Below are 18,482 nucleotides of genomic sequence, written 5' to 3' on the forward strand. Positions count from 1 at the left end.
GCGCAGCGCCGCCCATGCCAGGAACGGCGCAACGAATCTGCCGCGCCGACAGCGAAAAGAACGGCCACACAAAGGGGTAACGCCCCGGCCCGCGGCGCGGACATACGGGTGATGGGAGAGTGATGGCCTCCGCACAATTCGCTGTATTCCTCGTCGCCGCCGCGCTGGTGACGATCGTCGTGGCCGCGATGTTCCTGCCCGGTGTTGCCCGGGTGTTCCTGATCGCGCAGACCGCGCACTGGTCGCTGTCGTATATCGCGCGGCCGGTGGTGCTGCTGTGGGTGCAGCCCGTCCCCAGTTACGGCGACAACGTGCCCGATCCGCGGCTCTACGAATACGGCTACGACGGCGGCATCGCCGCGGTGCTGCAACCGGTCATCTTCGGACTCTGGGTCTACGCCGCGCTGATCATCGGCTACGTGCTGTGGGTGCGGCTGCGCCCGCGCGAGACCACACCGCGCGTAGCGCCTTTCGCGGGCGAGCCCATCTTCACCCAGACCCTGTTCCTGCTCTACGGCGTCGGCACCCTGGGCCGGCTGGCGGCCTACGCCACCGGCACCACCGGCAAGGCGGGCGAACTGGAGAGCCCGAACCCGCTCATCAACCTGGTCACCATTCTCGCCACGCTCGGCGCGGTCGGCCTGATCGTGTTCTACCGCAACGAGTCCGGCCGCACCACCGCGCTGGTGGTCGGCGCGCTCACCTGCGGCGAACTGGTGTGGACCGCCACCGTGCAGTCCAAGACCCCGATCATGGGCGCGGCGCTGGCCATCGCCGTGCGCTTCGCCATGACCGGCTGGACACGCGTCAAGGTGGTCGGCGTGCTGAGCATCACCGGCCTCGCCATCGGCGGCTTCGGCTGGCTGCAGTCGCTCAAGACCGATGCCGCCGCCAAAGCCGAAGCGGCACAGGTGGATGCGCAGTATCCGACGGTGGTGCACCCCTTCCTGAGCATGCTGCGCCGTTTCGACCTGCTCGAGGCCGCCACCGACTCCTGGTTCGCCGGACCGAGTTCCTGGCTGACGCCGAGTCAGGTGGCGCAGCATGCCATCCAGAGCCTGATTCCCACCCAGCTGCTGGGCGCGGAGAAGTTCCGGTCCGGCGCCGCCTGGGCCGAGCAGGTGCGCGGGCGCTCGGTGGACATGTCGACGGTGGAAGTGTCCCTGGCCGAGGGCAATATCAACGAGGGCTATGTGCTGGGCGGCTACATCGGTGTCGCGGTGGGGGTCGCGATCACGTTCGTGCTGCTGCTGATCTGGATCCGGGCTCTCTACAGCAGGTACCTGGCCATGGCGATCCTGGGCCTGTCGGTGATCGAGGTCCCGGTCCTGTTCGAGCGCGGCATCCTCGGCACCGTCGAGATGCTCGGCAAGTATCTGCAGGCCGTGGTGCTGGCATGGCTGGCGTATCTGGTTGTTGGTGAATTCCGAAGACGGATGGAACAGCTGCAGGGGGCACCTATTCCATCCGGGAAAACGAGGACAGCGCAATGGGTTTGATCGACTACTGGCGGCTGCTGCGGCGGCGCTGGCCGATAATCGTGGTCGCGGTGGTGATCTGCACGGGGGCGGCGTACGGATACGCGAGCACGTTGCCGACCGAGTACACCGCGTCCAGTTCGGTGTACGTGTCCATGGCCACCGGGACCTCGGTCAACGACTCCTATCAGGGCGGGCTGGCCGCACAACAGCGCGTGCGTTCGTATGTGGATCTGGCCTCCAGCGTCACCGTCGCCACCTACGTGCACGATCAGCTGGGCCTGAAGAGCTCGGTGAACGACCTGCGCGGCCGCATCACCGCGGTCTCGCCGCCGGCCACCACGATCATCATCATCACGGTGAAGGACTCCACCGCCGGCGGGGCGCGCGCCCTGGCCGACGAGGTGGTCTCCCAGTTCCGGGCGCTGGTCTCCCGGCTCGAGGTCACCCAGAGCGACGCCGCGCCCGCCGCCCGCGCGGAGGTCATCGACAAGGCCCAGACGCCCAGCCAGCCCAGCGGACCGCAGAAGAAGCGCTACTACATGCTCGGCGTGCTGGCCGGACTGATGGTCGGCCTGGGCGCGGCGATCCTGCGCGACAAACTCGACAAGCGAGTCCGTACCTCCACCGAGCTGGAAGCCTTTCTGCCCGTGCCGATTCTGGGCATCGTCGACGACGGGCGGCCCGGAGCGGCGGGTGAGCTGCGCCGGCTGCGCGCCCGGCTCACCGAGGATCCCGCGCTGGTCAGCCTGCTGCTGACCTCGCTGTCGCCGCACTCCGAACCGGATGTGGCGATCGGGCTGGCCCGCACCTTCGCCGATACCGGCGCGCGGGTGGTGCTGGTGGACGCCGACACCACCGGGCACGGCTCGTCCCGGCGCAGTCCGGCGGCCGCGGCGGCGGGACTCTCGGAACTGTTGCGCAACAACGCGACTCCCGCGGGGTTCGTGATGGCCTGGCCGGAGGTGGGGATCACCGTGCTGGCGCTGGGCGGCATGGATTTCCGCACCCCCGACCTGCTGGACTCCGAGCGGTTCAGTGAGATCATGTCCAAGCTGCGCAGCGAATTCGACCACATCGTGGTGGAGGCCGCACCCGTCACCGCGGCCGCCGAAGCCATCGCGCTGGCGCGGCGCGTCGACGCCACCATCGGCGTGATCGAGCTCGGGCAGACCACCTCCAACCAGGTGCGCGGGGCGCTGGCCACCTTCGGCCACGACAACAAGCGAATGATCGGCACGGTCGTCTTCGCGCGGCCGCATCGCAGCGTCGGCGAACTCGTCAAGCATCCGCTCGATCTGGTGAAACGGTGATCGAGGAGGATGGGGGGACAACGGACAACCGGTCGGACGCCGCCGTGCGCCGGCGGCGGCTGCTGGCCGCCGGACTCGGGGCGGCGGCCATCCTGCCGGTCGCGGCGGCGTGCGCGAAAACCGATTCCGGCGCAACGGAATTCCGTTCGCCGCATGTGACCGATCAGCCGTCGGCCCGGAATGTGAAGGACTTCGGCGCGGTCGGGGACGGGAAGGCCGACGACACCGACGCCTTCGCCAAGGCCGCCGCGGTCAGTGACAAGCCGCTGGTGCTCTACATCCCGGCCGGGCAGTACACGCTGAAGAAGTTCCCGGCGCTTGCCGACTACGCGACGGTGCTGGGCGACGGGGCCGATGTCACCACCATCAACTACGAGGGCGATGACACCTTCATCGCACTGCAGCGCAAGCAGCGGGTTCGCTTCTCCCGCCTGGGTTTCTACTTCTCCGGCCCCAAGGCCACCGCGGTGCGGCTGTCGGAGTGCTTCCGCTGCACCTTCGATTCGGTGGTGCTGCGCGGCAACCATCTCAGCGACAACGCGCCCCGATTCCAGGACCAGCGGGGGCTGGTGCTGGATCAGAACACCGGGGGCACGACCGTCATCAATTCCGATATCAACAATTTCGGGTACGGGATCGTCACCTCGTGCATCCAGAACTACGTGACGTCCTCGAAACTCACCAACAATCACATCGGGGTGCTCGGCACCGGCGGCGACCACAATGCCGGATTGGCTTTGGCCAACGTCGAATTCGTGTCCGACAACGATCCCAGGACCACCGACAAGCACCTGGTGGTGGACGGCCCCGCGAACGACTGGTGGCTGACCAACGTGTGGTTCGAAGGCGCCGATACCGCGCTGTCCATCGGCGGACCGGCCGGCGGGCCCGCCCAGTTCGGTCTGGTCAACTGCAAGGTGGCCGCGCGCAAGGTGTGCCTGGACCTGATCCACTGCCGCCAGCCGTATCTGGCCAACGTGCAGTTCGATCCGGATCTGGACGCGCCGCCCATCGAGGTGCGGGTGGATCCCAAGGGCGTGGCGGAGGGCACGGCCGTCAACCTCATCTCCGGGTCCTACCAGGACGTGGATCCCAGGTCGTTCCCGGACGGCTGGCACGTCATCGGGCGCGGGGCCATCCACGGCGCGCGCTTCGCCGGGACCACGGTGGCGCAAGCGAGTCAGCCCGATACCGACATTTTTCAGGTCCAAGACCGGGACGGGACCGTTTTGTCGGCCGTATTGAACAGTGGGGCTTATATTTCCGATCGCAGCGAAGGGGGAATCGTGTTGAAGGACTCGGCGGGCACGTACTGGCGGCTGTCGGTGGGCACGGACGGCGCGATCAAGACCTCGTCGCTGGGCAAGCAGCGACCGCACTCGTGAGCGGCGCGGGGGCACGACTGCGGCTGGGCCCAGCGCGGCTGCACAGCAGCACCCTGCTGCTGCGGCTGCCGCGCTTCGCCGACTACCACGAGTGGCGGCGGCTGCGGCTGCGCAATCGCGAACTCCTGGAACCGTTCTGGCACACCTCGCCGCTGGACTGGGACACCCGGCACAGCGAGAAGGCCTGGGTGCGTGAATGTCTGGAGGCGGCGACCAGTGCCCGCACCGGGCGGCGGATCGCCACCGTCATCGAGATCGACGGGCGCTTCGCGGGGCAGGTGGAGATCGGCAATATCGATCCGCAGGCCCGGCAGGGCGAAATGGGAATCTGGATCGACGCGCGAATGGGGCGGCACGGATTCGGCGGGATCGCGGCGGGATTGATCCTCGATTTCAGCTTCGAGGTGCTGGGGCTGGAGCGCATCAACGCGCCCATCTCGCCGGGGAACGCGGCGGCCACCAGTGGTGCGGTGCAGATCGGGTTCGTGCGCGAGGGGCGCATGCGGCTGCACTTCGATGTGGGCGGGGCGCGGGCCGATCACGATCTGTGGTCGATGACTCGGGCCGAGATTCCGCCCAAGGGATTCACCGAGATGTGGACCGAGCGCACGCTCGAGCATCGAACCCCGCCCCCGGACGAACCCACCGGAGCACCGGAGGTGAACGGAATACCTGATACAGCAACAATTTTCGGGGTCCTGGCCCGGTATCGCGCGGGCCAGCTGTGGCGGGCTGCCCGGCAGGCGCTGCCCACCCGGCCCGTCACGCTCCGGCTGACCGGGTTCGACCGGGTGGCGCTGCGCAGCCTCCGGCCCTCCGACGGCCAGGCCCGCGCGACCGCCCGGCGTAACGGAGCGCCCCCGGCGACCGACGGAACCGATAGCACCGGTCCGTCCTGGTGGCGCGAAGTCGCCCGCAGCACAGCGGGAGCGCGCTCCCCCGCCGGTCTGCTGCTCGTCCTCGACGTCGCGGGCGCCTATGCCGGGGAGGCCCGGCTGTTCGACCTCGACATGTTCGATCGCAATGCCCGGATGCACATCTGGGCCGATCCCGCCCACGCCGACGACGGAGTCCGCCTGGCGGCAACCCGGGCCCTGCTGGCACACGCCTTCGACCGGCTCGGGCTGTTCCGCGTATACACGGCCATCGCGGCCGGGGATACCGCATCGGCCGCGGTCGCCGCCTCGGCGGGACTGCACAAGGAGGGAACCATGCGCAGCTACACCGGACTCGACGGGCACCGCGGCGACCACGAACTGTGGGCCATCACCGCCGGGGGTGCCGATCATGCGTGACTACCGGCGCAGCGCCGCCCTGCAGGCGCGCCTGCACGATCTGGTCCCGGGCGGCGCGCACACCTACGCGCGCGGCGCGGACCAGTATCCGGAGGCCATGGCCCCGATCCTGGTGCGTGGCAAGGGTGCCCGGGTATGGGACGCGGACGGCAACGAGTATGTCGAGTACGGCATGGGGCTGCGCTCGGTGACCCTCGGCCACGGGTTCGCGCCGGTGGTCGAGGCGGTGGCGCGGACCATCGCCGACGGGGTCAACTTCTCCCGTCCGACCGAGCTGGAACTGGTGGCGGCCCAGGACTTCCTGAGCCTGGTGCCGGGCGCGGACATGGTGAAGTTCGCCAAGAACGGCTCCGACACCACGACGGCCGCCGTGCGGCTGGCGCGCGCGGTGACCGGGCGGGAGGCGGTGGCGATCTGCGAGCAGCCGTTCTTCTCGGTCGACGACTGGTTCATCGGCACCACCGAGATGAACGCGGGGATACCGGCGGTTCCGACGGTGCGATTCCGCTACAACGACCTGGCGTCGCTGGAAACGGCCCTGCGCCGCACCGCGATCGCGTGCGTGATCCTCGAACAGGCCACGGCCCTGGCCGAACCCGCGCCGGGCTTCCTGGAAGGCGTACGCGCGCTGTGTGACCGGTACGGCACGCTGCTGGTCTTCGACGAGATGATCACCGGGTTCCGCTGGTCCGCCGGCGGGGCGCAGCGGATCTACGGCGTAACGCCCGACCTGTCGTGCTGGGGCAAGGCCATGGCCAACGGGTTCCCGCTCTCGGCGCTGGCCGGCAAACGCGAGTACATGGAGCTGGGCGGGCTGCGCACCGACGCGGACCGAGTCTTCCTGCTGTCGACCACCCACGGGCCGGAAACCGCGTCCCTGGCCGCCTTCCGGGCCGTCGTGCAGACCTACCGCGACACCGATCCGGTGGCGCGCATGGAGGAATCCGGCCGCCGGCTCGCCGCCGGGGTCAATGCCATTGCCGCGGACCTCGGTATCGATGATCATCTCGAGGTGGCGGGCCGACCGTCGTGCCTGGTGTTCCTCACCCGGGATGCGGAAGGTGTTCCCTCCCAGCCCTATCGGACGCTGTTCCTGCAGGAACTGCTGGACCGGGGTGTGCTGGGGCAGTCGTTCGTGAACTCGGCCGCGCACACCGACGCCGATATCGACCACACCATCGACGCCTGCCAGTCGGCGGCAAAGACCTACCGCAAGGCCCTCGAACAGGGCACGGTGGACGGCCTGCTCGCCGGACGGCCGGTGGCTCCGGCGCTGCGGCGCACGGCGGCACCGCGCCGTCTCGCACCGTAACCCAGTCTCGCGCCGTAACCAGTCTCGCGCAGTAACCCAGGAGCTGTGATGTCCGCACCCCGGATCGCCCTCGTCCACGAGCGATTCACCGAATACGGCGGCTCCGAGGCCGTGGTCGCCGAGTTCATGAAAACCTGGCCCGGCGCACCGGTTTTCGCGCCCATCGCCGACGCGGAGTGCACGCGCGCACTCTTGGCGGCGGCAGGCCCCTCGATCGAAACGGGCTCGGCGGCCACCGGACTCGTGTACGACACCTGGCTGTCGCGCGCCTACTCGGCGAGCGGGCGGCGGTCGCATGCGCCGCTGCTGCCCTTCGTGCCGGGAACGCTGCGCAGTCTTCCACTCGACGGCGAGTACGACGCGGTGGTGGTGAGCCACCACGCCTTCGCGACCCAGGCGGTCTTCGCCACCACCGCACCGGTGATCGCCTATGTGCACAGCCCGGCCCGGTGGGCCTGGGACAGCGCGTTCCGGGCCCGGGAGGCCGGAGGACGGGCGGGGCAGGCCATTCTGATGGCGCTGGGCGCGCTGGCCCGGCGCAACGAACTGCGGGCCGCGCCGCGGCTCGCGCACGTGGTGGCGAACTCGCAGGCGGTGGCCGATCGGGTGCGGGACTGGTGGGGATTGCCCGCGTCGGTGGTGAATCCGCCTGTGCGCGTGGACCGTTTCTCCCCCGATCCGCGCATCGACCGGGAGGATTTCTTCCTGTTCGCGGGCCGGCTGGTGCCCTACAAGCGCCCCGATCTCGCCATTCGCGCCGCCCGCGCGGCCGGGGTGCGCCTGGTGATCCTCGGCGACGGCCGCTATCGCCGTCAACTGGAGGCGCTGGCGGGCCCGGAGACCACCTTCCTGGGTGCGGCCTCCGACGAGGTGCTGCAGGACATGTACCGCCGCTGCCGGGCGCTGCTCATGCCCGGCGTGGAGGATTTCGGCATCGTCCCGGTGGAGGCCATGGCCTGTGGCGCACCGGTGCTCGCGGTCGGTGAGGGCGGGGCGCTCGACACCGTCGTGCCCGGCATCTCCGGCGAACATATTCCGACCGGTTCCGATGATTCGGTGGTGGCCGGATTCGCCCGGGTGATGCGTGATTTCGACCCGGCCGACTATCACCCCGAAACCATCCGCAAGCACGCCGTCACCTTCTCCCCCGAGGCCTTCCGCGGCCGAATCGCGGACATTGTGTCGCGCAATTCCCGCTGACCGACTATTCAGTCAGCTACCTGGCCGATAGGCCAGGTTTGTAACTCCGCTGCTCGACTGGCTGCCGGGTAGCAGGCTACGTCCAACGCTAGGAAAGCGTAGGGGCTGCTGACTGAGCCCCGCGTTCCCGCGCCTGTGCCGCGCGGGCGGCGATGTGGTCGAGTCGGGTAGGGGGATTTCGCAGCTGGCGTGCAGGAACCACATTCCGTCGCGGTGGACGAGATCGGTTTCGCCTTCCCGGTACTGTGCGAGGGTCTTTAGCTGCTCGTCGGATCCGGTGTAGCGGAGGTTCTTCATCCCCCCGTGGACGGTCCAGATGGACACGGTCTGGGCGTCGAGCTGCCATGACAGGCAGCGGTCGTCGAAGGGTTGTGCCGCATCGGCGCGGAACCGGACTGGGGTGGACTCGATCCGTTCGCGACGGCGGTCACCGGACGGACCGTAGTTCCCCGCTTTCAGATTCGCTGCGAGGGTCTTGTAGGCGTCGGCGACCTTCCGGATGACGTGGAGCGCGGGCTGCGCGGACAGCCCTGCCGCCTTCACGGAAAAGTAATGGTCGCGTTGCAGCGCTGCGCGACTGCGGGACTTTTGGCTGTGGGCGTGAGCCGCCAGTTCTGTCGCGGCAGCGTTCGCGGTCTGCAGCGTGGCGGTGAGCATGACTGCCTGCTCCGGGGTGGGCAGCAGCTTCACCGGCACGACCAGCTTCACCGGCACACGATAGCATGCATCGATGTCACCGGGGTCGCTTCAAATCCGAACGTACGCAAGGGAAGACATGTCGAATACCATCTGCACGCGCATTTGGTCTCGGTCCCGAGACACCGGCAGAGCCGGTTCACCGATGAGAGATCCTTGCCCGCTGTTAGGAGGTGATGCGCAGTGTGTGCGGGACTTCGGTGCCGAGCTACGTGAGTTCAACGGTCAAACTGTCCACCCTCGCCGGCAGCCTGAAGGCGTGCCGGCGCGGCGGTTGCAGCAGGAGCTTCCCCGACCACATCCGAAAGCACTCGTGGGGGACCATTTCTGGTCGCCGTTGTACTTCGCGGGATCGTGTAGCGGACCGCCGCTGGCGATCGTCAACGAGTACATCAAGCGCCAGAACCGGCCGGGATGACGAGATTCATTCGGAGCCCTGAACGACCGTGATTCCTCGCCAAATGCCATTGAATCCGACAGGGTGAGGCCGTTCACTGCTATACAAAACTACGCATTCTGTGGACGGATTCATGGGCAGCGGAACAGATAGAACAGGTGAGGCAGTGGGTGGTGTCGGAGCGGTATCCGGCGCGCTGGTGACCGGTGGGGCAGGAGATGTCGGGCGCGCGGTGGCGCGGCGACTGGTGGACGCTGGACGGCCCGTGTGGGTCGCGGATGTCGATGCCGAGGGTGCGCGTGCGTGTGCGGCGGAGCTGGGGGCGGAGGCCACTGCGCTGGAACTGGATCTGACGAGCGCGGAGAGCATCGAAGCGGCCGCCCGGGCGGTCGGTGGGCAGGTCTCGGCGGTGGTGCACTGCGCCGGCGTCGCCGTCGTGGAACCGTTCCTGGACAGCGGAACCCTCGCCTGGGACCTCATGTTCCAGGTGAATCTGCGCGGGCCCATGCGACTGACCCAGCTGCTGCTGCCCGGCATGCAAGACGCCGAGGCCGCCCGGATCGTGTTCGTCGCCTCCGACGGCGCGCGAGCCGGCGCCTTCGGTGAAACCGTCTACGCCGCATCCAAATCCGGCCTGTTCGGTTTCGCCAAATCCCTCGCCCGGGAGGTGGCCCGCGACGGCGTCACCGTCAACGTGGTCTGCCCCGGACCGCTGGAGGGCCAGATGGTCGCCCACACCATGGCCGATCACCCCGAAACCCTCACCGCCCTCGAAAAATCCATCCCCCTCAAGCGCCTGGGCCGGCCGGACGAAGTAGCCTCCCTCATCGCATGGCTGGCAAGCCCGGAAGCCAGCTACGTCACCGGCCAGCTGATCAGCGTCAGCGGCGGCATCACCATGCAGTAGGAGTTGCCCACATGCCCTCTCTCCCCCTCGTCGACGCCCACATGCACCTGTGGGACACCGGTGCCCATGCCTGGTATCCGGGCCTGGCGAGATTCGCCGCCGCCGGACGACCCGACATCGCGCAGAACTTTCTACCGGCCGACTTCGATCGGGGGCTGGGATCGATCGAGGTGGCCGGGCTGGTGCACGTGTCGGCCACCACCGCGCCGCATGCCTATCTGGACGAAACCCGTTGGGTGGACGGCATTGCCGCGGCCGGGTCGCGACCGTTCGCGATCGTCGGGGCGGTCGATCCCACACTGCCGACGACCGAGCTGATCGCGCATCTCGACGAGCAGGCCCGCACCGAGCGGTTCCGCGGGGTACGGGTTTTCGAAGGGCTGTCGCCGAATACGCTTGCGGCGGATGCCCTCGCGAGCTGGCTGCAGGAGCACGACGCGGTCTTCGATCTGGTGACCGAGCCCGGCGAGATTCTCGACTGGATCGACTTCCTGGCCGGGTACCCGGAGCTGCGGGTGGTGCTCGAGCACCTGGGGTTCCCGCAGGGGCATTCCTCCGAGGCCCGCTCCGCCTGGCACAATGCGATCTCCTTGGCGGCCAAGGAGACTCAGTGGCTGTGCAAGCTGTCGGGGTTCGGGCTCATCTGCCGGGATCTGGCGTGGCCATCGCTCGAGTACTGGCTGGAATCGAGTGTGGCGCTGTGGGGGTGGCGGCGGCTGATGTTCGCCTCCAACATGCCGGTGGATTCGCTGGCCGGGACCTACACCGAGCTGGTCTCGGCGATCGACCACATCGTCACCACCGACGCCACCGATCAGGAGGCGGAGTTCTTCTACCGGGCCAACGCGCTCGACACCTACCGCCTGAAATAGGCGACCCGGCTAGCGGTTCGGCAGTGATCGCGGCAGCCCGAAGCGTGGGAGCACGGCAGTGTCGAACCTGGTCAGCCCGCTGATCCGGTCGCCGGCGAGGGTCAGGACGTAGAGGCCGGTGCCGTGGGCGGTGCCGTCGGGGCCGCGCAGATAGGCCCCGAACGCGGGCTGGCCATTGGCGCTGGTCGCCACCAGGTCGAAGCGGCGGCCTGCGGCGAATATCGCTGCGCAGAAACGGGTTACGGTCTCGAGGCCGGCGTATTCGAAGGGCATCGGCGGCATCGACATGAACACGTCGTCGGTCAGCAGGGCCACCAGCGCGTCCAGATCGGCGGACTCCCACGCCGTGGCGAACTTCGCCGCGACCGCGTCCTGCGCGGCCGAACGCGGGGCCGATTCCCCCTCGGCGGTCGCGGGCAGCCGGTGCCGCAGGCCGGTACGGGCCCGCTTGAGTGCGCTGTTGACCGAGTCGACGGTGGTGTCGAGCATGCCCGCCACCTCCGCCGCGGGGAACCCCAGGGCGTCACGCAGGATGAGGACGGCCACCTGACGCGGCGGCAGCAGCTGCAGGGCCGTCACGAACGCCAGTGAAATGGACTCGGTCTGCTCGAGGCGGGCTTCCGGGCCCAGCGGCATCGCGATCGCACCCGCCACCAGATCCTCCGGGAGCGGTTCGATCCAGACGATCTCGCCGAGCCGGGTCGGCTCCGGAGGCTGTACATGGGGCACGTTCCACTCCTCGGCCGGTCGGCGGCTCGCCGAGCGGCGCGCGTTGAGGCAGCAATTGGTGGCTATCCGGTAGAGCCAGGTCCGCAGCGAGGCACGCTCCTCGAAGCCGTCCAGGCCGCGCCACGCACTCAGCAGCGTCTCCTGCAGGGCGTCCTCGGCGTCCTGCGGGGACCCCAGCATCCGGTAACAGTGCACCAGCAGCTCACGCCGGTACGGCTCGGTCAGCTCCGCGAACGCCGCGCTGCTCCCGGCCCGCGCGGCCACCATGGGATCGTCGACTGCCACTCTCGCCACCTCTTCCGTCTCGAATGCTCGTGCATATCGACACCGGCCCGGGCGCGAACTGGGCGGTGGGCGCGCGCCCAGTTTCGGCGGGCTCCGGTTTCTACCTCACCAGCAACCGAACACACCGATCAAGGAGACCCGCATGGGCACGATCGTCATCACCACCAATGTCAGCGTCGACGGCGTCGTCCAGGACCCCGACGGCCGGGAGGGCTTCGCCCGCGGCGGCTGGTTCCCGGCGCCCGGCAGCACCGATTTCCAGGCCTGGGCCGAACTCGAGACGCGGGAGGCGCTGGGCGCCGACGCCATGCTGCTCGGCCGTCGCAGCGACGAATGGTTCGCGCCGCGATGGAATTCCCGCACCGGGGTCTGGGCCGACAAGTTGAACAGCCTCCCCAAGCATGTCGTGTCCTCGACCACCGAACCCCCGCAGTGGATCAACGCGACGGTCCTCAAAGGCGACGCGGTCTCCGAGATCGCGGCCCTGAAGCGGTCCGTGACGGGCGAGATCATCGTCTACGCCAGCTATGAGCTGGTGCGCACCCTGATCGAGCACGACCTGGCCGACGAGCTCCGCCTCGTCGTGTTCCCCGTCGTCCTCGGCGACGGCAAGCGGCTCTTCGATCGGACGACCGCCGCGAAACCGTTGCGTCTCATCGAGACTCGGCAGATCGGCGACGGCCTGGTGTACTACGCCTACGAATTCCTCCGCGACGCCTGAACCCACGGTGGGAGGGCCCAGCCGCCCGCCCGGCGGCTGGGCCCTCCGACTTCGGTTTCGACAGCCTCCACCGGGAGCCGCCGCCCGTGCCCGTTACGTCCTGTACCGGAACAGAATTCGGCCGCGGGTGAGGTCGTAGGGGCTCAGTTCCACGAGGACGCGGTCGGCCGGGAGGATCTTGATGTAGTTCTTCCGGATCTTGCCGCTGATGTGCGCGAGGACCTGATGCCCATTGGGCAGTTCCACCGTGAAGGTGGCATTGCGCAGGCACTCGACGACGGTGCCCTCGATTTCTATTCCCTTTCCGGTCTTGGTCATCGCAGCACCAGTTCCAGGTTGCTGTTCACGCGCCGGGCGCCGATGCCGTCGAACAGTGCGGTGGCCGCCGCGTTGGATTCGTTCACCTCGGCCGAGGCGGTGACGATGCCGCGGTGGTGCAGCGTGGACAGGGTGTGGGCCAGCATGGCGTGGGCGATGCCGCGGCGCTGCTGGTCGGCCCGGACCGCGATCAGTCCGATCCGCGGTAGCCGTGTCACCTGCACCACGCGGAGCAGGCCCACGTAGCGGTCGGTCTGGGCCGCCGCCACGTATTTCGACCGGTCCACGATGGTGTCACCGTCGTACCCGCCCAGGATCTCGGCCGGCATCTCCTGCCAGCCGACCGCCGCCTGCACCTCGTCGCGGATGACCCGGTCCACGGCGCGCAGCGGTTCCGCCGCCGCGCGCCCGGCCGGCACGATCGTGATGTCCGGTGGCGGGAGGACCGCATGCAGCCCGGTGCCGGCCGGATCGGTGGGGATCAGGTACTCCCATTCCCGGCGCCGGGTCGTGAAACCGGTTCGCGCCCACCGGGACAGCAGGTCGGCATCGTTCTCGTCGACCACGGTGTGCAGTGGCCGGCGCAGGGTGGGGAGCATCGCGGCCGCGAGTTGGTCGAACACCGCGTCGTGCCAGGCGTCGATGCTGACGAACAGCCGTCCGTCGGGTCGTGTCGAAATATCGCCGCACCCGACCACCAGGTCGTTCTCCACGGCTTGCCATCGGGTCAGCGCGACCCGGGTGATCGCGGCGGAATCGCCCGCACGCGAAGAGATATCCGAAGTATTCATCGTCGTCACCTTTCGGGATTGCCTTGTCAGGCAGGCGCTCCCGGCGACAACTACAGCGTTCGCCAATCCGTGACGACGAGAGGGAGCCCCCACATCGGTACTGTGTTCATGGGTCTCACCTCCTCGCCTGATGTCACGGTAGGCAGCAGGCTAGCAGACCGAATCCCGGTCCGCGCAAGGTATTTTCCGCCACGGACCGAAGAAGAAGCAGAAGGATGGGCTGTCTCAGCGACGGGATCGCATGGTCAGGACGCCCACGACCCAGCCGATGGCGAAGGTCGCCAGCAGCACCAGCCACATCGGCGAACGGATGGTCAGCAGCAGGAATTCGATGTCCACCCGGTGCCGATTCTCGGCAATGAACATCACCGCCAGCACGGTGAGGACGATCGCGATCCACTGCTTCATCGAGATCTTCGACAGCAGTGAGGGTTTGGCTGGCTCGGTCACCTGATCCTCCTGTCGAGGTGAGGGGCGGATCGGAGTCCTGTCGGACCACGTCGTCCGACGCTAGCCGCCCTGACCGGACGACTGTCACAACCGTGCCGCGATTCGGCCGATTCGTTACCTGCCGAGCATCGGCACGACGGCGGCCGCGACCGGGCCGGTTACCTTCTCGCGGCGGCCCGCGTCATACAGGGTGGCGACCGACATCGACCGGGTCGCCGGACCGAGGAATGGAGGACAGGGTGCTGTCGAACATCTTGTATGTCACCGTCTATGTGACCGATCAGGACCGGGCGCTGCGGTTCTACACCGAAGGGCTCGGGCTGGAGAAGCAGGTGGACTATGCCGGACCCGACGGGCGGTTCCTGACCGTCAGGGCGTCCGGGAGTCCCGTGGAGATCATTCTGTGGCTGCTTCCGGAGGCGGCCGGGCAGCCGGCCGGGGGCCCGGAGGTGGTCGCACCCGGGCCGCTCATTCTCGAATCGGACAACTTGTGGAAGGACTTCGAGGTGCTGCAGGACAGGGGCGTGACGTTCATCGATCCGGAACCGGTGGAGTATCCGTTCGGGGTGCGCATCGAGGCGGTGGACCCGGACGGGAACCGGGTCTCACTGCGGCAGCAGCGGCGGGGACGGTAGCCATGGCCGGATCCGGCTCGACGGACCCGGTGGCCGCGGCCTTCGAGGCACAGCGCGATCGGCTGCGGGCGGTCGCGTACCGCGTCCTGGGCTCGCATGCCGATGCCGAGGACGTGGTGCAGGAAGCCTGGATGCGGCTGGCCCGCCAGGACGCCGCCGCCATCGACAACCTCGCGGGCTGGCTCACCACGGTCGTCGGCCGGATCAGCCTGGACCTGCTGCGCTCGCGCCAGGCCCGGCAGGAGTCGTCCTACGACGGCCTGCCCGAGTTCGTCGTCACCGCCGACCACGGCGCCACCGAACCGGAAGAGTATGTCGCCCTGGCCGATTCGGTGGGCCTGGCGCTGCTGGTCGTCCTGGACTCGCTCGGCCCCAGCGAGCGCCTGGCCTTCGTACTGCACGACATGTTCGCGGTGCCGTTCGCCGATATCGGCCGGATCCTCGGCAAATCCGCGGACGCCACCAAGATGATCGCCAGCCGTGCCCGCCGGAAGGTCCAGGGCGCCGGCGAGCATCCGGCCGCCCCCGGGCGCGAACAGCGGGCCGTGGCCGAAGCGTTCCGCCGGGCCGCGGTGGGCGGCGACTTCGAGGCGCTCCTTCGCGTCCTCGACCCCGACGTGCGGCTCACCGTCCACACCCCCGGCGGCGTATTCGTCACCCTCGGCGCCACCGAAGTAGCCACGCGCGCAGGCAGTTTCTCCGGCGCGGTCACCCGCCACCAGCCGGTCCTCGTCGACAATCTGCCCGGCTACATCTCCTGGCGCGAGGACGGCACCCCGCTATCCGTCATGTCCCTCGCCGTCGCCGGCCATCGCATCACCGCCATCACCCTGCTCGCCGACCCGCACCGCCTCGCCGCGATGCACCTACCCGGTTCGGCCTGAATCACCGACCGGCCAGGTCGAGGGCGTCGAACTGGTTTCGGGCGCCGGTGACCAACTCGGCAGGATCCGGGTAGGCGCGTTCCGATTCGACGCTGCCGCAGCTGCCATCGAGGATCTGGGCGAGGAGGCAGGGGGACCACCGCCTTCCCCGGTAGGCAGTGAGGTGGTCCCACATCCGGTCGCCGCGATAAGGGAACGGGTCGAAGAAAGTCTCGAAGTCACGACCCGAATCCGCCTCGGCCACAATCGCTTCCGCGAAGGCCTCCAGGTCGCGGGATCGGCATGGCCGCGGATCACGATCCACAGTTCGACCAGGAACAGTCCGCAGGGCCGGTGCACTGCGAGCATCAGTGAATACGGGTCTGCACCCGGTCATGGTCGTCGCGAGAGACGAATTACTGCACGGCCACACCCTGGCGTGCAGAGCCGAACATACTGCCGCCCAGTCGCTTTCGCGCTGGCCAGTAGGCCGCGAACGGGAGGCGACAATCGACTTGACGAATTGCGTTCCGCAGTGGCACTATTGAAATGGGAAGATACCGGAATATCGGTGTCAATTTCTTTGCGCCTCTCGACATCTGTTGACTTCGGGTGTAATTTGAGATTTCGCGCCTGGGCGGGTGCTGTCCGACTCTCGAAATGTGAAATGACCGTGGAAGGTCGCGCTGTCTGCGTGCGGCTTCATCCACCCGTTGTTGTCGAGTCATGTTCGGACGGCCGGCGCCGGTGCGCGTGAATTACGGCCACAGGACAAGCAGATACCGCGACCGACCGCCTGCGCGGGCGGCGCGAGGTGCTGGAAGGACGCATTTTGGCAGTCTCGAATCAGACCGAGCGGGTTTCGTTCGCCACGGTGACCGAGCCCCTGGCAGTTCCGGATCTCCTGCAGGTGCAGACCGATTCGTTCGGCTGGCTGATCGGCGCGCCCGATTGGCGCGCCCGGACGGCCGCGCACGGCGTCACGCGCGCCAGCGGGCTGGAGGAGGTACTCGACGAGATCAGCCCCATCGAGGACTTCGCGGGAACCATGTCGCTGACCCTGTTCGAACCCCGCTTCGAGGACGTCAAGACCTCGATCGAGGAGTGCAAGGACCGGGATCTGACCTACGCGGCACCGCTTTTCGTGACCGCGGAGTTCATCAACCACAACACCGGGGAGATCAAATCCCAGACGGTGTTCCTGGGCGATTTCCCGATGATGACCGGCACGGGCACGTTCGTCATCAATGGCACCGAACGCGTGGTCATCTCGCAGCTGATCCGCTCCCCCGGCGTCTATTTCGACGAGAGCATCGACAAATCCACCGAGAAGACACTGTATTCCGCGCGCGTCATCCCCTCCCGCGGTGCGTGGCTGGAGTTCGACGTGGACAAGCGCGACACCGTCGGCGTCCGGATCGATCGCAAGCGCCGGCAGCCGGTGACGGTCCTGCTCAAGGCGCTCGGCTGGACCAGCGAGCAGATCACCGAGCGCTTCGGCCACTCCGGCATCATGCTGACCTCGCTGGAGAAGGACAACACGCCCGGCACCGACGAGGCGCTGCTGGACATCCACCGCAAGCTGCGCCCCGGCGAGCCGCCGACCAAGGAGTCCGCGCAGACGCTGCTGGAGAATCTCTTCTTCAAGGAGAAGCGCTACGACCTGGCCCGCGTCGGCCGCTACAAGGTGAACAAGAAACTCGGCATCCACACGGCCGAGGCGGTCGGCTCGCCGGTGCTCACCGAGGAGGACCTCGTCACCATCGTCGACTACCTGGTGCGGCTGCACGCGGGCGAGAAAGTGATGACCGCGCCCGGCGGCATCGAGGTCCCGGTCGAGGTCGACGATATCGACCACTTCGGCAATCGCCGGGTGCGCACCGTCGGCGAGCTCATCCAGAACCAGCTGCGGCTGGGCCTGTCACGCATGGAACGCGTGGTGCGCGAACGCATGACGACCCAGGACATCGAGGCAGTGACCCCGCAGTCGCTGCTGAACATCCGCCCGGTCGTGGCGGCGCTGCGGGAGTTCTTCGGCACCTCCCAGTTCTCGCAGTTCATGGATCACCGCAATCCGCTGTCGAGCCTCACCCACAAGCGGCGGCTCTCGGCGCTCGGGCCCGGCGGGCTCAACCGGGAACGCGCCAGCCTCGAGGTGCGCGATGTGCACTACAGCCACTACGGCCGGATGTGCCCGATCGAGACCCCGGAGGGGCCGAATATCGGCCTGATGGGGTATCTGTCGGTGTACGCGCGGGTCAATCCGTTCGGGTTCATCGAGACTCCGTACCGGCGGGTGACCGACGGCAGGGTGACCGACGAGATCGACTACCTGTCCGCCGACGAAGAGGACCTGCACGTGGTGGCGCAGGCCAACGAACCGCTGGATGCGGCCGGGCGCTTCGTGTCCGATCGAATCGCGGTGCGGCGCAAGAACTCCGAAGTCGAGCTGGTCCATGCCGCCGCCGTCGACTTCATGGACGTGTCACCGCGCCAGATGGTGTCGGTCGCGACCGCCATGATCCCGTTCCTCGAGCACGACGACGCCAACCGTGCCCTCATGGGCGCGAACATGCAGAAGCAGTCGGTGCCGCTGATTCGCTCGGAGTCGCCGCTGGTCGGCACCGGCATGGAAATGCGGGCGGCGATCGATTCCGGCGATGTCGTGCTGAACGAGAAACCCGGTGTGGTGGAGGAGGTTTCGGCCGACTTCATCACCGTGATGCACGACGACGGCACTCGCCGCAGCTACCGGCTGCGTAAGTTCGAGCGTTCGAACCAGGGCACCTGCGCCAACCAGCGTCCGATCGTGGACGAGGGTATGCGGGTGGAGGC

18 protein-coding genes and 1 pseudogene are annotated in these 18,482 nt (G+C 68.1%); 13 read left to right on the plus strand and 6 right to left on the minus strand.

Annotated features, from left to right (window positions below):
- Nucleotides 1-122: 122 nt before the first annotated feature.
- Genes ACFXHE_RS24010 through ACFXHE_RS24035 form a run of 6 tightly spaced genes read left to right on the plus strand, consistent with a single transcriptional unit; the run spans nt 123 to nt 7,983 of the window.
- The gene (locus ACFXHE_RS24010) at nt 123-1,499 is read left to right on the plus strand and encodes a hypothetical protein (RefSeq protein WP_379386378.1); all 1,377 of its coding nucleotides are present in this window, start codon (nt 123-125) and stop codon (nt 1,497-1,499) included.
- Nucleotides 1,490-2,791, plus strand: coding sequence for a Wzz/FepE/Etk N-terminal domain-containing protein (locus ACFXHE_RS24015; protein ID WP_379386380.1), 1,302 nt, complete (start codon nt 1,490-1,492; stop codon nt 2,789-2,791). Before ACFXHE_RS24010 ends, ACFXHE_RS24015 begins: the two co-directional genes overlap by 10 nt.
- A complete protein-coding gene (locus tag ACFXHE_RS24020) occupies nt 2,791-4,176 on the plus strand; it encodes a glycosyl hydrolase family 28-related protein (protein WP_379386428.1) in 1,386 nt (461 codons plus the stop codon). The genes ACFXHE_RS24015 and ACFXHE_RS24020 overlap by 1 nt, the downstream gene beginning before the upstream one ends.
- Nucleotides 4,173-5,471: a GNAT family N-acetyltransferase gene (locus tag ACFXHE_RS24025; RefSeq protein ID WP_379386382.1), complete on the plus strand. Its 1,299-nt coding sequence runs from the start codon at nt 4,173-4,175 to the stop codon at nt 5,469-5,471. The genes ACFXHE_RS24020 and ACFXHE_RS24025 overlap by 4 nt, the downstream gene beginning before the upstream one ends.
- A complete protein-coding gene (locus ACFXHE_RS24030; protein ID WP_379386384.1) occupies nt 5,464-6,783 on the plus strand; it encodes a glutamate-1-semialdehyde 2,1-aminomutase in 1,320 nt (439 codons plus the stop codon). The genes ACFXHE_RS24025 and ACFXHE_RS24030 overlap by 8 nt, the downstream gene beginning before the upstream one ends.
- Nucleotides 6,784-6,831: 48 nt before the next feature.
- A complete protein-coding gene (locus ACFXHE_RS24035; RefSeq protein ID WP_379386385.1) occupies nt 6,832-7,983 on the plus strand; it encodes a glycosyltransferase in 1,152 nt (383 codons plus the stop codon).
- 12 nt (nt 7,984-7,995) lie between these two features.
- On the opposite strand, the gene ACFXHE_RS24040 is transcribed toward ACFXHE_RS24035, so the two are convergent.
- The gene (locus tag ACFXHE_RS24040; RefSeq protein WP_379386386.1) at nt 7,996-8,691 is read right to left on the minus strand and encodes a transposase; all 696 of its coding nucleotides are present in this window, start codon (nt 8,689-8,691) and stop codon (nt 7,996-7,998) included.
- A 133-nt stretch (nt 8,692-8,824) separates the two neighbouring features.
- Here ACFXHE_RS24040 and ACFXHE_RS24045 point away from each other — a divergent pair, with 133 nt between their 5' ends.
- From ACFXHE_RS24045 to ACFXHE_RS24055, 3 genes are all read left to right on the plus strand, one after another.
- Nucleotides 8,825-9,097, plus strand: coding sequence for a transposase (locus ACFXHE_RS24045; RefSeq protein ID WP_379386387.1), 273 nt, complete (start codon nt 8,825-8,827; stop codon nt 9,095-9,097).
- 145 nt (nt 9,098-9,242) lie between these two features.
- On the plus strand, nt 9,243-9,983 hold the full coding sequence (locus tag ACFXHE_RS24050) for an SDR family NAD(P)-dependent oxidoreductase (RefSeq protein ID WP_379386389.1): 741 nt from the start codon (nt 9,243-9,245) through the stop codon (nt 9,981-9,983).
- Between the two features lie 11 nt (nt 9,984-9,994).
- Nucleotides 9,995-10,855 carry an amidohydrolase family protein gene (locus ACFXHE_RS24055; protein ID WP_379386391.1) on the plus strand — a complete coding sequence of 287 codons (861 nt, stop codon included), beginning with the start codon at nt 9,995-9,997 and terminating at the stop codon, nt 10,853-10,855.
- A 9-nt stretch (nt 10,856-10,864) separates the two neighbouring features.
- Here ACFXHE_RS24055 and ACFXHE_RS24060 read toward each other — a convergent pair whose 3' ends face one another.
- Nucleotides 10,865-11,869: a sigma-70 family RNA polymerase sigma factor gene (locus ACFXHE_RS24060; RefSeq protein WP_379386393.1), complete on the minus strand. Its 1,005-nt coding sequence runs from the start codon at nt 11,867-11,869 to the stop codon at nt 10,865-10,867.
- Between the two features lie 142 nt (nt 11,870-12,011).
- Here ACFXHE_RS24060 and ACFXHE_RS24065 point away from each other — a divergent pair, with 142 nt between their 5' ends.
- Entirely contained in the window at nt 12,012-12,590 is a 579-nt protein-coding gene (locus ACFXHE_RS24065; RefSeq protein WP_379386395.1) for a dihydrofolate reductase family protein, read from the plus strand.
- A 93-nt stretch (nt 12,591-12,683) separates the two neighbouring features.
- On the opposite strand, the gene infA is transcribed toward ACFXHE_RS24065, so the two are convergent.
- The 3 genes from infA to ACFXHE_RS24080 form a co-directional block, all read right to left on the minus strand.
- Entirely contained in the window at nt 12,684-12,908 is a 225-nt protein-coding gene (infA, locus tag ACFXHE_RS24070) for a translation initiation factor IF-1 (RefSeq protein ID WP_356996338.1), read from the minus strand.
- Entirely contained in the window at nt 12,905-13,699 is a 795-nt protein-coding gene (locus ACFXHE_RS24075) for a GNAT family N-acetyltransferase (protein WP_379386397.1), read from the minus strand. The genes infA and ACFXHE_RS24075 overlap by 4 nt, the downstream gene beginning before the upstream one ends.
- Nucleotides 13,700-13,924: 225 nt before the next feature.
- Nucleotides 13,925-14,149 (minus strand): hypothetical protein, encoded by a 225-nt coding sequence (locus ACFXHE_RS24080; RefSeq protein ID WP_379386398.1) that lies wholly within the window; start codon nt 14,147-14,149, stop codon nt 13,925-13,927.
- A gap of 239 nt (nt 14,150-14,388) precedes the next feature.
- On the opposite strand from ACFXHE_RS24080, the gene ACFXHE_RS24085 reads away from it, so the two are divergent.
- Entirely contained in the window at nt 14,389-14,784 is a 396-nt protein-coding gene (locus tag ACFXHE_RS24085; RefSeq protein ID WP_379386400.1) for a VOC family protein, read from the plus strand.
- A 2-nt stretch (nt 14,785-14,786) separates the two neighbouring features.
- Complete coding sequence (locus ACFXHE_RS24090) at nt 14,787-15,668, plus strand: sigma-70 family RNA polymerase sigma factor (RefSeq protein ID WP_379386402.1); 882 nt, start codon at nt 14,787-14,789, stop codon at nt 15,666-15,668.
- A gap of 1 nt (nt 15,669) precedes the next feature.
- On the opposite strand, the gene ACFXHE_RS24095 is transcribed toward ACFXHE_RS24090, so the two are convergent.
- A complete protein-coding gene (locus ACFXHE_RS24095) occupies nt 15,670-15,972 on the minus strand; it encodes a hypothetical protein (protein WP_379386404.1) in 303 nt (100 codons plus the stop codon).
- A 489-nt stretch (nt 15,973-16,461) separates the two neighbouring features.
- Between ACFXHE_RS24095 and ACFXHE_RS24100 the strand changes: the two are divergent.
- A pseudogene (locus ACFXHE_RS24100) lies at nt 16,462-18,482 on the plus strand (DNA-directed RNA polymerase subunit beta); the annotation flags it as partial.

Origin of the sequence: Nocardia sp. NPDC059229 (assembly GCF_042754165.1) — a bacterium.
Classification (GTDB): Bacteria; Actinomycetota; Actinomycetes; order Mycobacteriales; family Mycobacteriaceae; genus Nocardia.